The organism is Microcoleus sp. AT3-A2 (assembly GCF_036705685.1).
Taxonomy (GTDB): domain Bacteria; phylum Cyanobacteriota; class Cyanobacteriia; order Cyanobacteriales; family Microcoleaceae; genus Microcoleus.
Genome location: NZ_JAUBVF010000025.1, coordinates 59,005 through 73,058 on the forward strand (window position 1 = coordinate 59,005; position 14,054 = coordinate 73,058).

A 14,054-nucleotide genomic window follows, 5' to 3' on the forward strand; every position below is an offset into this window, starting at 1 on the left:
TTTTGTTCGATCAAATCTGCCCATGAATTTCGGGAGTATCGCTTTTTTGTAAATATATCTCTAATGGCTAAGCAATTGGTTTGGAAATTTTTGGTTTTTGTTAAAAATTTATTACCGAGCGACAGCGGGTGTCTTTTTGTGTCGGGCGATCGTAACTCTATTCACCCTAACATCTTGCACGATGCTCAATAATACCTAAAATACCTAAAATACCTAAAATACCAATAACAGCGACGTAAAATCTCTGCTTTTCGGTAAGTTTGGGGCAAGAAACACGGTTTCTGATTAGAATTGCAGGCTGTAGTGATTTTCACTAGATTTTTAACCAATCAATCGAGGCTTCAAGTCTGTCGCTCGAATACAGTCAAAGCGGATAATTTACAGCTAAAAAAAATATTTTTTATTGTCTATTTCTCTTTGGCTGTTGTAATATCTAAGGTTAGTGTCAAACGCTCTTGAGATTCTTGAAGGGCGTCTTGGGGGTTGCGGCCGAGAAGGGTTGCCTCTATGGCGCGACCGAGGTTTTCTGATAGGCGGGAGTAACCTGATATAATGGGTCGCGCTCTGGCTGAGTTCATTTGTTCTAAAAATACTCGCAAAACAGGGTTTTTTTCCACAAAGCTTTGATAAGCTTGGCTCTGTCTCGATTTTAAGTTAATGGGCAAGTAACCTGTTCCCAATGCCCATGCTGTTTGGAATTCTTCACCTATAACGTATTCTAAGAATACTAGGGCTGCTCGCTCTCGTTCTGGCGAGGTTTTCATTAAAAATATGTTTTCACCCCCTACGACGGCTGCGGGGCGTTTGAGCATCGGTAAAGGCATTGCTGCGTAGTCGATCGCGCTTTGCTGCAACTGTGCTAGCGTCCACGGCCCGGTGATTTGCATGGCGACTTTCCCGGCGATGAAATTGTCGAGTTCGTAACCGCGTTCGGGTGCTGACAATATTGCTGAACCTTCTTTTAACAAGTCGCTCCACAATTCTAAGGTGGCCTGAGAACCGGGATTATCTATTTGAGGTACAGGACTTTGAGGTATTTTGCCTTTGAGTTCGCCGCCTGCGCTGAACATGAATGGCAGCCAGGTAAATACTGTCCATTCTCCTTTGCCTAGGGGGAGCACTATGCCGTGTTGGTCTGTGCGGCCGTCTCCGTTCGTGTCTCGCGTGAGCGATCGGGCTACTTGCTTTAATTGCGCCCAATTCTGCGGCACTTCTTTGATTCCTGCTGCTGCAAATAAGCTGGGACGGTAAAATATGGCGACGTTGTTTGTGCCTAGGGGAACTGACCAAGTATGTCCGCCAAGTTCCATTGACTCGAAGAGTGCCGGGTCAATTTCGGCTTTCCGGGGCGATCTGTCGAGCCAGTTTTCTAAGGGTTCAATTGCGTCGAGTTCTGCTAGTTTTCCTGCAATTGAGGGGCCATTCCACAACAAATCAGGCGGTGCATTTCCAACTATTGCTGTTAGTATTTTTGGTAGTTGTTGGTCGGGCTGACCGATGTAAACTGGTTTGATCTCGATGTTAGGATGTGTTTGGTTGAATTTGTCTGTAAGGGTTTGAAATACGTCGCGATTTGGCGGAGGATTGATGCCGTGCCACAGTGTGATTTCGAGTGGTTCGCCGTTTTTGGCTGCGGGTGTTGTGCTGTTTTGACAGCCGCTTAATATTAGCAGATTTAAGGTAAGTAAAATGCCGATCGCTAGTTGGAGTGGTCTTTTAATTGCTTTGGATAATTTGGATAATATCATTTTTTAGTTAGATTCAGGGAAGAAGACTTTTTTAACCGCAGATGAACGGGGATGGACGCCGATAGTTAGAGGTTGGTAAAACGAGCTAAATCTAGAAAATCTGCTGGTAGCGGATTTCTTTCTCCATCCGAGGTGTTTTGAAACAAAACGGTGGAAGCTCCAGCTCCTAGTCTATCTTGTGGCCACATCCGATAGCAAGGAATTTCTGTCAGGTGCGATCGATATTTTTCTAAATGACGAACAGTGACTGACTGAAATTCGGGGAATTTGCTTAACAGCCATTCGCTGACTTGTTCATTTTCTGCGGTTGAATAAGTGCAGGTCATGTATGCAAGATAACCTTGGGGCGCTACAATTTTAGCAGAATTGGCTAAAATTCTTTTTTGGCGGTTGGCATTGCTGTTGATGGTGACATTATGAAAGCAGCCGGGTGCTTTGTCTCCTTTTGCTAAGAGTGATTGACCAGTACAAGGAGCATCTACTATTACTAAATTAGCCGTTTGTGGCATCTTTTCGGCAAGTATTTTTGAATCGACGTTGGCGGTGGCGGATGGTAGAATTTGGCAGCGTCTTAAATTAGAGATCAACATTCCCATGCCTTTGCCTATGGCTTCGTTGCACAACAGCAATTCTGGGTTTAATGTTTTCCAGGCAAATATACTTTTTCCTCCAGGGGCGACGCACATATCTAAGATTACTTTGATTGGCTGCGATATTGTTAATAAGGTGGAGGCGGCGAAGATTGAGGAAAAGTCTAGACAGTAGTAATGTCCTGCTTGATGTAAGGAATGTTTTCCCGGCTGGGATTCTAATGCCAGTCTATCTACAAATTGCGGTTGCCAAGAAACGGGAATTTCGAGATAAAATGAGTTTTCTGTTGGTTTTGGTTGCACCCACAAGATAGCAGGATTAAAAGCTTGCGGATTGGTGACGGCATGAATAAACTTTTCTTGTTCGGCGGTGTCGGCAAATAAGCTGCGGCTGAGTTTCAGCAGGAGATTTGACGGTTTTTCCATGTTCGAGGAGATATGATCGAAATTTTGACAACTTTACCACCTATAGATTGTAGGCGATCGTCCTTCGGAACACCCCTCTCTCACTTTAATCAAGCAGTCCTAGGGTGCGTCGCCATTAAAAATCCCAAAGAGGGGTGGGGGGGTTTTGATCGTTTGTCGATGGGTAGCAAATATGTGGATGAACCCGCTCCTACATGAATGGTAAAATTATTGGTATAATCTTCAATAAAATCCGTAGGGACTGGTTCACCGCTCAATTGTGCCACCCACCAATCATCTGAATAAACCCGCCCACACCCCAGCAACAGCCCCAAAAAACGCTTAGATTCCATCAATATCTTGTTGATCAAACCTTAACCATACAAAATAGGAGCAATTTTTTATGACGAAAGCATTGCCAGGAAAAAAAAGTGTTTTGGTTCAGATTAGAGATGATGCTAATGCGAAACTTTTTTCGACAAAATATCAAGCAGATATCCAAGCTGAAACCGCCCTCTCTATTGCTAACATCAATGCAGACACGGCGATTTCTATTGCCAAGATTAATTCAGAAAACGCTAACAAACAAATAAAGCTACAAGAAAATATTTCTATTCTCCAAGCCTTGCAACATCAAGCCACCCTTGATGTCACAAGGGAAGAAGGCGAATTAAACCGAGGTTTACAGGAATACCTCGCAGAAATGAATATTGCTTTTCAAGGCAATGAAGGTATGCTTAACCGCGAGTTACAAGATAAATTAGCGCAATTAAATTGGGATTTTCAAGCCAATGAAGGCCAACTCAACCGCGAACACAGCGCCCAACTAGAAGTATTGCGCGCCGAATTGCAAAAATTCTGCATCGCCGAACAGCGTCAACTCCAACTAGAATTAAAACAGTTAGATTCTCTCTTAGCACGAGAGATTGCTCAGGCAAATCGCGAAACAGCAATTGCCACCATTGTCAAACAAAAAAACTTAGAAAATTCCCCAATTTTAGTCACTGCCGAAAACATTATTGCCAACATCAACCCCGAAGATACACCCATTTTACGAGTTTTCTTATCACCGCCAGTCTTGACTCACGATGCTGCTAGACCAAATCAAAACTTTCCGGTATCTGAGGAATTTTTAAGCAATTATCTGCGAAACTTCCTAGACAAGTATATCACCGAGGGCCGGCCAGTGCAATTTATGGGCGGTTATTGGCGGAGTAATGTTTTTCGGGAAGAAGCGGCGGCGGAAAACTTATTTGCAGGTTTGCGGGTAATTCCCACACTCATTTTAGACTCATCCGCCACGCCCGATGACTTTTATTTGCGCTTTGGCTTTTGGCATATTAATTTTAAAAAATATCGCTACCAGACCCCAATTAATAAGTTACCTTGGGTTGAGGTATTGTATGATTGTGCCAAACAACGGGCTGTGAATTGGCAAGGGAAACGACAAGCGTATATTGACTCTGGTAAGCCTGTGGCTGATTTTGATAGCCGTTATGGTGAGGAAACAGTTCAAGGCTATCAGCAAAATTTACGAATTTCGGAAATTGAACGCGGTGCCCTAGAGGAAGGAGAAGATTTAAGCGAAATTCATCGCCCTTATCATTTGCACAAAAATGATTACAATGATTTGGCAGAATTTATGGGAATACTCCATGCTTTAATCGCGGGGTTAATTGTTGATGAATATTGTCTGATGTTTCTGCCTCCAAACGAGCAAAAAACACCTTTGCTGCCGCAGTTACTCCCGGAAATGTTGGCAAAAATGCCCGCAGAGGAACAGGAGACTGTCATAGAAATTGCAGTGGGTTATTATCAGGCATTATATGACAACTTGGCTGAAGAACAGTCCGCATTAATTCCTGATTTGCGTTTGGATTTAGCTGTATCTCTGTTGAGTTTGGCTGACAAGCAGTGGGCCGCAGCACAGTTATATTTGTCTGTCCAAGATTGGTTAAAGCTGCATGGTTTGCCGATTCCAGAACAAAGTCAGTTATTAAATGCTTTGGCTGCGGCTTTAACCATTGATGATTTGCCCTATGTAACCAAGCTAAATCAATGTTTGCAAGGTTTGGGGGCGGATTTACAACTAAGCGCGATCGAGTCTTGTTGGCAACGGGGTTTACAACGGTCAAACAATGGGGAATATTCCTCGGCAATTACAGATTTTTATCAAGTTTTACAGTTAGATAGTTCTCGCTTAGACGCGAATATTCAGCGCGGTTTGGCTTATTATCAAGTTGGCGATTATGAGGGCGCTATCGCAGATTTTGACCGGGTACTGCGATTAAATCCTAATGATGCTCATACTTACCATCATCGCGGGCTAGTTTATCATAAATTAGGACAGTTAGAACAGGCAGTTGAAGATTTTAATCTGGCCTTGCAACTCAATCCGAGTTTACCAGGTGTTTCGCACACTCGCGATGTTGCTTTGGGTGTATTAAAGGATAGAAACCAGGAAGCGGAAGTAAAGATTCAACGCCGGGAAGCAGAAGAAAGCGAACGTCAACAGCGGGAAGCCGAAGCCGAACGTTTGCGCCGGCAGGAAAAAGCCAGTAAAAGTAAAGAATTTACTTTTGAAATCATTACGGTGGACAAGAATGGAAAACGAAGTAGCAAGCAGTCGGGGAAAGCTTATCAGAAAGACGAAGATTTAGGCAATGGGGTGAAGCTGGAAATGGTGCATATCCCAGCGGGTAGTTTTATGATGGGTTCACCGTCGGGAGAAGGTAATGATAATGAACGCCCGCAACATCAGGTCACTTTTGCCCAACCATTTTATATCGGAAAATATCCCATTACCCAAGAACAATGGCAAGCTGTGATGGGAAATAACCCTTCTCATTTTAAAGGTGCGAAGCGGCCTGTAGAAAATGTATCCTGGCATGATGCTGTAATTTTTTGTCAGAAGCTACGGGAGAAAACAGGGAAAACCTATCGTTTGCCGAGTGAGGCCCAATGGGAATATGCTTGTCGCGCAGATACAACAACACCTTTTCACTTTGGTCCAACAATTACCCCAGATTTAGTTAATTATGATGGCAATGTTCCCTACAGTTGGGCACCCAAAGGACTTTATCGCCAAGAAACAACGCCAGTGGGGAGTTTTCCGCCGAATGCCTTTGGTTTATACGATATGCACGGGAATGTTTGGGAATGGTGTGCTGATCCTTGGCATGGCAATTATAACGGCGCACCATCCGATGGTAGTTCCAGGGGAACTGGCGGAGATAATAATCGGGTGCAGCGTGGGGGTTCGTGGTTCGACTATGCGGTCTTTTGCCGTGCTGGCAACCGCAACTACCTCTCTGCGGGCTACTCGAACTTGCACAGGGGTTTTCGTGTAGTGGAGGCTTTGGCTCTCCAGCCGGAAGCCGAAGCCGAACATTTGCGCCGGGAAGCAGAAGAAAGCGAACGTCAACAGCGGAAAGCCGAAGCCGAACGTTTGCGCCGGGAAGCAGAAGTCGAACGTTTGCGCCGGGAAGCAGAAGCAAGAGAACGTCAAGGTAAACCAGCACCAGCGGAACCTTTGCACCGGGAGGAAGAAGATAGCGGAGGGGGGTCTTGCCTGTGTGTAATCTTCTTTGCTTTTTTGCTCTATTTCATTTTCCGGTAGTGCGTTAGCGCTCAATTTTTATTTCGGGGAAGTGGCGATGAGTGGGTAGAAACCGGGTTTTTCTAGGAAAATACTTCGTTACAGCCAACAGATTCGCTAAACAACCGTCAATAGATTTCATTCGGTATATAATGAACAATTCAGGAATCATTTTCCAACCGATAATGGAGAAGGCGAGATAATGCCAGAAATTAGCCGTTTTTTAGGTATCATCATCACCATGTACTACAAAGACCACCCGCCTCCACATTTTCACGTCCGCTACAATCAACAAAAAGCTATCATTGATATCGAAACTCTTTCGATTTTAGAAGGTAAACTTTCCCCCCGCATCTTAGGTCTAGTTATAGAATGGGCGGCTATTCATCAGACAGAACTAATGCAAAACTGGCAACTAGCTAGAGTTCAATCTCCTTTAGAGCCTATCACACCGTTGGAGTAGAAAATGCTTAAAGATATTATCTCGGTTAAGCCGTTTGAATTATATCAACTACATCTCAAGTTTGAAGACGATATAGAGGGAGTTGTTGATATCAGTAAACTGATTGAATTTACGGGAATTTTTTCCCCTTTAGAAGACCTTAGTTACTTTGTTAAAGTCAAAGTTAATCCAGATTTGGGAACTATTTATTGGGAAAATGGAGCCGATTTAGACCCGGATGTTCTCTACTCAATTATTACCAATCAGCCAATCGGTACGTATAAAAAAGAATCTGTCAGTAGATTTTAGATTTAGTATACAGATAAAAATCTTGCTGTCACAACCGCGGCAGCTTAAAATGATACCATGAATGAATTACTAATCATTCAAAAAACCTATGTACTTAACTAAAAATCTATGAAAATTGTCTTTTTTGGCACTCCCGATTTTGCTGTTCCTACTTTATCCAGTTTGCTAAGTCACCCAGAATGCGAGGTTGTGGGTGTGGTGACTCAGCCGGACAAACGTCGGGGAAGAGGGAATCAATTGATGCCTTCACCTGTAAAAGATGTGGCTTTAAATCACAGTCTCCCGGTTTGGCAGCCGCAGCGAATTAAGAAAGATGCGGAAACGCTTGCTAAGTTGCGAGAAGCGGCGGCGGATGTGTTTGTGGTGGTGGCTTACGGCCAAATTCTTTCTCAAGAAATTCTGGATATTCCTAGTTTGGGTTGCGTTAACGTTCACGGTTCAATTTTGCCGAAGTATCGCGGTGCCGCGCCGATTCAGCGCTGTCTTTTTGACGGGGAAAAGACAACTGGAATTACTACTATGCTGATGGATGCTGGGATGGATACTGGGGCGATGCTATTGAAGGCTTTTGCTGGTATTTCGCTGTTGGATAATGCTGATTCTTTGGCGGATAGGTTGGCGGAAGTTGGGGCGGATTTGTTGATAGAAACTTTGGTGAAATTGAGAGACGATAAGGTTAAAGCTGTTGTTCAAGATGATGCTGAGGCGACTTACGCACCGATGATTAAGAGTGCAGATTATGTGCTGGATTGGTCGAAAAGTGCGATCGCCCTTCACAATCAAGTTAGGGGCTTTTTCCCGGATTGCACGACGACTTTTCGCGGCAATTCTCTGAAGGTGATAGCTACTGTGCCCGTCGGGCCGGAATATTGGCTGCAAATGCCAGCGGATTTGAGAGTTTTGGAACGCGAATGGCCTGTTTTAGCCCAGTTATCGGGCGCGAATGGGGAAGTTGTTAAGGTTGTGAAGGGGTTGGGAGCGATCGTCCAAACCGGTGATGGTTTATTATTGTTGCGGGAGGTGCAGTTAGCGGGGAAAAAGGTGCAGTCGGGGGTGGATTTTGCCAATGGAACTCGGTTGGCGGTGGGTGAGATTTTGGGGAGTTAAATAGTATATTTAGGGCGGGCAAGATGCCCACCCTACAATATTGGGCAGCAAAATCATTTTGTAATTAGATGCGCGATTATTGACTTAAAATTCCACCAAAACTTCTTCCGTATTGCCCAACAAACCTTGTGCCGCCTCTAACATACTCTCAGCAACATCTTTCAAATCTTCGCGACTTGCCAGATAAGTTTTCAAAGCTTCTAACGGTTCTATACTATTATTAGCATTCAATTCTGGCAAGCGCGGCCTCGCTAACTGACTGACTAATTCCGGCTGAATTGTGTAGCTGTGCGCTTCGCCCAGAAGTATGTGCAATTCAGCATTGTCGATTAAATCTAATTGTTCCGATCGCAATTGGTAAATCAATCTCACAACCGCATCTTGTATCTCTTTCTTGCCAATAGCTTTAACTAACTCGGCTTGCGGATTTTCCGATTCGGAAACATTCACTTTAATCGTCTGAAACACCCGCACGGGCAAAGTGCAAAATTCCCACTCAGCTTTTCCCCGTTCCAAATTAACTAACACAAAACCTTTATCTTCTTTCTCTTCGCTAAAATCAACTCGTTCGATACTTCCGGGATAAATTACTGGCGGATTGTTGGAAGCATTGAGATTTTGGTGTTTGTGAACGTGGCCGAGAGCAACGTAATCAAAACAAGGGCGAGTTAGCATGGAAACGGGAATGTTAAAACCTTTGCCAACTGCTAAAAAACGTTCGGCACCCAGACTTGCTTTATCTGCCATTAAGTGCGCTAAAAGTACGGTTGGTATGTCGGGGTTTAGGCGGCGAATTTCGCCTTCCATTGCGATCGTCAGTTTTTCGGTTAATAATTGGTTAACATCGCCCATAGACAGGCTTTCAGTCTCGGATCGCGTCATTAAGGTCGATCGAGTCAACCAAGGCAAAGTAACCACCTGTACTGGCCCGCTGCGGGTTTGAATGAGGTGAGTGTCCAGGCGATCGCCTACAATAAACTTAGGTATTCCCAAAGTCCGATAAATTCCCAAACTCGCGCCACCTTGTCCCTGAGAATGTTGGTCGTGATTTCCTACTAGCAAAACAGTCGGAATTTGCGCGTCAACCAAGCGGCTGAATTGGCGAGCAAAAGCCTCTTTGACAAACGGTGGAGGCGTCGAATCTGGGAAAGCATCGCCGCCGAATATGACTAAATCTACGGGTTCAGAAATTGCTCTATCCATACATTTACTCAGCGTCGCCGCGAAGTCTTCCAGTCGCGTATTTAAACCAGTTTCTGGATTAATCCGGCCGTGGGAAAAGCCGCTTCCCATGTGAATGTCTGAAAGGTGTAAGATTTTAATCATTGTTTTTTCTATTGGTTAGCTATCGTTTTGGTTCGTAGTGAGGACGGAAGTCCTCAGAAGAAGGACTTGCATTCCTGACTACGAACCAAAGAAAGTTGTTTTTCATACATCACAATATGATGCCGGGGACTTTTTGATAAATTTCGCTAATTGCACAACTAAAATTCGCACTAACAAATTCTACTCTATCTCCTTGTCCGTAAGTTTGAGAAACCCAATTTCCTGACTCATTCAGCCGAAAGCACTCAATTTTAATCTCAGATTGAGTGATGAGTACGTATTCTTGCAAACTCGGAGAAGTTTGGTAATCGGCAAATTTATCGCCTCTGTCGAAAGCTGCTGTTGAGGGCGACAATACCTCAACTACTAAAGATGGATATAAAATGAAATCTTCAGTATTTGAGGTATCTCTTTCGCCGCAAGTCACCGCTACATCAGGATAGTAATAGCAATTTGCCTCTTCCAGTCGGACTTTTATATCTGATGATAAAACTAAGCAGGGTGTATTCAGAAGATGATTTCCCAGCAGCCTAACTAAATTACTACCAATAACAATATGAGGCTTTTTTGCCCCTGTCATTGCATAAACGTGTCCGCGTCTGTATTCGTGTTTGATCGGGCTTACTCGCTCGCCTTCTAGGTACTCTTCTGGAGAAATGTAGAAATTGTTTTTGCTGATAACCATTGATTTTTACTCGGCTGATTTTATCTGATACTATGTGTTGGAACTCGCATATTTGGGGAAGAAAACGGCAGTGCCGTTTCCCTACAAATTTAACAAAACTCCAGAAATCGTGCGTGCCATAATTTGCCACTTTCCGTCAAACCCTGCGATCGCACTTTAATTTTGACACTTTTGGGGTTAGCCTCGTAGAGTCGGGCAATTTCCTGCATTTCCTCCGCGCTAAACCCGGTTCCCACAGTTCCTACTGGGACTAATTTGCCCTCAATTTCTTGCGCTACTTTGACGGCGCTAAACGGCCGCCCCGCAACTTTGGTCGCCGTCAAACCCACAATAAACAAATCGTGTTCTTGACAGTATTTAGTTCTCACCATCGGATATTTCTTAACATCTTTTCCCCCGACATAGTGACAGTTGTGCAACACCCAAACTTCGCCTTCTTTATTTTCGGATTCCTGCTGATTTGCCAGGAATAGCTTTTCGGCGGTGGTGCGAAATGTCGGTACAACTTCAAAGGCTGGGGATAAATTCGCCAGCATTTCGCCAACTTCAACTCCCACTGCAATTCGTTCGGATTCTGCCACGGGAGTTAAATCATTGCCTTTGAAAAACAAACTTTTAAAAATGGCATAAATTGCGCTGGGCTGAGTAGTCGGAAAACCGCTTTCAATATTAACTGTAGCAGCTTGCGCCCCGGTACGGTGTTCGCTGCCTGTACAGCTTTTGTAATACAGTTCGCCGTCTAAAACAAAGGTGCCAATTTTAGCGGCTGTGTCGATTAATGTGCGATCGATCTCAACCGATGCTTGTTGCCGCAGGTTAGTCGATCGCGATTGGTAGTATACTTTATCTGGCGTCGCGATGACCACTACTCGATTGCCGTCGCGTTTTGGCTGTCCCCAATAATCGGGATTTTCGATGTAATAAGAACGTTCACTCGGCGCGTCAACCGGCTGCATGGTGACAATCCTTCCCGGCTGTAAGTGCGGTGGTAATTCGGGAACTACGGGGTTATTAACAGTCTCTATGTTGGCAGCGGTAGCTGATTTTGCAGCAGCAAGATTGGTGCTAGATTTGTTTGGAGTATTGAGGGCGATCGGCTTTTCTCCGGTTTCCAATTCAAACGCTCTTTTCCAAAAGCCGATCGCCATTTCCGGGTATCCTTCCGACTCCGCGCACAGTGCAAAACCAATAACTTTTGCCGTTCCAATTCCCCGCCCGTAATCAGCCAAATACTGCACTGCCCCCGCTTCTCCCATCAAGTGCAATCCTCGCGTCACGATGCGATTGTTCCAGCGTTCTCGAATGTCGGCGCTAATTTTTTTAGCTGCTTTTCGCTTGGCTTCTGCGTATTCGGTGCAGTCCATACTGCCTCCTTTATGTAGGGATATTTATATACTATACTAAAGATTGATTTATTAGTCAAGGTGGAGTTTACAATTAGGTTATGTGAATAAATTTAACTCTTTCATTGGTGAACTAGATTTATTTTTTTACCGCAGAGGCGCAGAGGGCACAGAGGAAGAGAAGAAAAAGAGGGATGGGGTTGTAGTGTTTTGATTGTCAAGCGCGGTAATCTGTTCGCTGCCAATGCTAAGATAACTTCGATCGCGCATTGCGACCAATAAAGCCGTGAGTTGCGTCTTACTCGCGTTGAGTTCGCCAACTGGCGATCGCCGGTTTGAGAATTTAAGATCGAGTTTAATATTACTGTTATGATGCGATTGATTTTGTACAGCAAACCCGGATGCCACTTGTGTGAAGGGTTGCAAGAAAAACTCGAACAGATTGAAAGTGTCAAGTTTCAACTCGAAGTCCGAGATATTACTGAACGCGAGGACTGGTTTCAAGCTTATCAGTACGAAGTTCCAGTTTTGTTTAAAGTGCAGCCGCAGCCAATAAATTCTGTTGGCGAGGCTGCATTCTCCACTGAAGAACTGTTACCCCGTCCTTCTCCCCGCTGTAGTGTCGCCCAATTGGAGCAAATGTTACAGAAATATTTGCAAATCGATCGATCACAATAATACGATTTACCCAAAAACTCAGGTTTTAATCCTGACTTCAGGGTGCTCGGTGTGCAGCTTACTCTAGGCCGATAGGTTTTACACCGCGCATAAAAAAACGTAGGGTTTGCACCGCATACAGCAAAAACCTGTAGAGAATGGCTCAAACAATGTGTTCCGCCAGTCATATTCAAGACATTCAAGCGAGGAGTTTTTTAGATGAAATTGAGAGAATTATTAGCAGCAGTTCCCAGCATTTCCTTTGACGCGCAACATCCCGCCCTCGATGCCGAAGTCAAGGGTTTATCCACTAATTCCCACGCTTGTGAGGCGGGTGATTTGTTTTTGGGAATGCCGGGAACTCGGGTAGATGGCGGAGATTTTTGGCAAAGTGCGATCGAATCTGGTGCAGTTGCCGCCATAATTTCCACCCAAGCAGCCGAGAAGACACCTTCCGAAGACGGGGGTAGTTGCGTCATCGCAGCAGCGGATATGGCTCAAGTTTGCGGTCAAATAGCAACTGCTTTTTACGGCAATCCAGCTAGCAAATTAAAACTTGTCGGCGTTACCGGGACTAACGGCAAAACTACCACAACTCATTTAATCGAATTTTTGCTCAATCAAATGCAGTTGCCGACGGCGATTTTCGGCACGCTTTATACTCGCTGGCCGGGCTTCCAACAAACTGCACTTTACACCACACCTTTTGCAGTTGACCTGCAAAAGCAATTAGCAGAAGCTGTAGTCGCCGGATGCAAACACGGGGTGATGGAAGTCAGTTCCCACGCTTTAGCGCAGCAGCGAGTTTTGGGGTGTAGTTTTGAAGTTGCTGTCTTTACAAATTTGACTCAAGATCATCTCGATTATCACCGCGATATGGAAGATTATTTTGAGGCAAAATCGCTTTTATTTAGTTCGGATTATCTCAAAAAGCGCGCTGTAATTAATATTGACGACCCCTACGGGCAGCGGATAGTTGAAAGTTTAAAGTCCGACCTAGTTTGGAGTTACAGCACTGTTCTGAAAACCGCAGATTTGTATGCTTTTGATTTGGAGTATCAGCCCAATGGAGTTAAGGGAATGCTGCACACTCCCAAGGGTGAAACAGCTTTTTCTTTGCCTTTAGTTGGTCAGTTCAATTTATCAAATATGTTGGCTGCTGTTGGTGCTGTTTTAGAATTGGGTTTAGATTTGTCCGCAATTGTGGAGAAGTTATCTCAGTTTTCAGGAGTTCCGGGACGGATGGAACGGGTGCAAATTAGTCCCGACCAAGATATTAGCGTTATTGTGGATTACGCGCACACTCCAGACAGTTTGGAGAACTTGTTGAAGGCGTCGCGGCCGTTTATTCCGGGTCAGATGATTTGCGTGTTTGGCTGCGGTGGCGATCGCGATCGCACTAAGCGGCCGATCATGGGTAAAATCGTTGCACAATTAGCTGATTTAGCGGTTGTTACTTCCGACAATCCGCGCACTGAAAATCCCGATCGCATTTTGGAGGATGTTTTAGCAGGAATTCCCGCCGCAGTAAAGCCGATCGTGATGTGCGATCGAGCCGCTGCAATTCGCACTGCTATTATGGAAGCTAAACCGGGAGATGGCGTGCTGATTGCAGGAAAGGGACACGAAGATTATCAAATTTTGGGCACCGAAAAAGTCCATTTTGACGATCGAGAACAAGCGCGAGATGCCTTGAAAGCGAGAATGAATTCGGTTAAGTGAATGCGGTTAACAGTTAACAGTTAAGTGAATTCACTTAACCGTTAACTGTTAGCTGTTCGCTGGCTGTAAAATTTATTGTATTTTTAAGTATGGATACGAAGGTATAATCTGATTTGCAGTAG

At 44.6% G+C, this 14,054-nt stretch carries 11 protein-coding genes; 6 read left to right on the forward strand and 5 right to left on the reverse strand.

The window, feature by feature from the left end:
* Window positions 1-407: 407 nt before the first annotated feature.
* On the reverse strand, window positions 408-1,748 hold the full coding sequence (locus QUB37_RS15915) for an ABC transporter substrate-binding protein (RefSeq protein WP_333163559.1): 1,341 nt from the start codon (window positions 1,746-1,748) through the stop codon (window positions 408-410).
* Between the two features lie 65 nt (window positions 1,749-1,813).
* Entirely contained in the window at window positions 1,814-2,764 is a 951-nt protein-coding gene (locus tag QUB37_RS15920) for an RsmB/NOP family class I SAM-dependent RNA methyltransferase (protein WP_333163561.1), read from the reverse strand.
* Between the two features lie 382 nt (window positions 2,765-3,146).
* On the opposite strand from QUB37_RS15920, the gene QUB37_RS15925 reads away from it, so the two are divergent.
* The 4 genes from QUB37_RS15925 (at window position 3,147) to fmt (ending at window position 8,199) form a co-directional block, all read left to right on the forward strand.
* Complete coding sequence (locus tag QUB37_RS15925; protein WP_333163564.1) at window positions 3,147-6,362, forward strand: SUMF1/EgtB/PvdO family nonheme iron enzyme; 3,216 nt, start codon at window positions 3,147-3,149, stop codon at window positions 6,360-6,362.
* Window positions 6,363-6,543: 181 nt separating this feature from the next.
* Complete coding sequence (locus QUB37_RS15930; RefSeq protein ID WP_333163566.1) at window positions 6,544-6,804, forward strand: DUF4160 domain-containing protein; 261 nt, start codon at window positions 6,544-6,546, stop codon at window positions 6,802-6,804.
* A 3-nt stretch (window positions 6,805-6,807) separates the two neighbouring features.
* Window positions 6,808-7,092 (forward strand): DUF2442 domain-containing protein, encoded by a 285-nt coding sequence (locus QUB37_RS15935; RefSeq protein ID WP_333163568.1) that lies wholly within the window; start codon window positions 6,808-6,810, stop codon window positions 7,090-7,092.
* A gap of 108 nt (window positions 7,093-7,200) precedes the next feature.
* Entirely contained in the window at window positions 7,201-8,199 is a 999-nt protein-coding gene (fmt, locus tag QUB37_RS15940) for a methionyl-tRNA formyltransferase (RefSeq protein WP_333163570.1), read from the forward strand.
* 84 nt (window positions 8,200-8,283) lie between these two features.
* On the opposite strand, the gene QUB37_RS15945 is transcribed toward fmt, so the two are convergent.
* The 3 genes from QUB37_RS15945 to QUB37_RS15955 all read right to left on the reverse strand — a co-directional run bounded on the left by QUB37_RS15945 (window position 8,284) and on the right by QUB37_RS15955 (window position 11,574).
* A complete protein-coding gene (locus QUB37_RS15945; RefSeq protein ID WP_333163571.1) occupies window positions 8,284-9,525 on the reverse strand; it encodes an exonuclease SbcCD subunit D in 1,242 nt (413 codons plus the stop codon).
* A gap of 109 nt (window positions 9,526-9,634) precedes the next feature.
* Window positions 9,635-10,210: a Uma2 family endonuclease gene (locus tag QUB37_RS15950; protein ID WP_333163573.1), complete on the reverse strand. Its 576-nt coding sequence runs from the start codon at window positions 10,208-10,210 to the stop codon at window positions 9,635-9,637.
* A gap of 89 nt (window positions 10,211-10,299) precedes the next feature.
* Window positions 10,300-11,574 carry an ATP-dependent DNA ligase gene (locus tag QUB37_RS15955; protein ID WP_333163575.1) on the reverse strand — a complete coding sequence of 425 codons (1,275 nt, stop codon included), beginning with the start codon at window positions 11,572-11,574 and terminating at the stop codon, window positions 10,300-10,302.
* A gap of 351 nt (window positions 11,575-11,925) precedes the next feature.
* Here QUB37_RS15955 and QUB37_RS15960 point away from each other — a divergent pair, with 351 nt between their 5' ends.
* The gene (locus QUB37_RS15960; protein ID WP_333163593.1) at window positions 11,926-12,231 is read left to right on the forward strand and encodes a glutaredoxin family protein; all 306 of its coding nucleotides are present in this window, start codon (window positions 11,926-11,928) and stop codon (window positions 12,229-12,231) included.
* Between the two features lie 198 nt (window positions 12,232-12,429).
* Complete coding sequence (locus QUB37_RS15965; RefSeq protein ID WP_333163577.1) at window positions 12,430-13,932, forward strand: UDP-N-acetylmuramoyl-L-alanyl-D-glutamate--2,6-diaminopimelate ligase; 1,503 nt, start codon at window positions 12,430-12,432, stop codon at window positions 13,930-13,932.
* Window positions 13,933-14,054 lie beyond the last annotated feature (122 nt).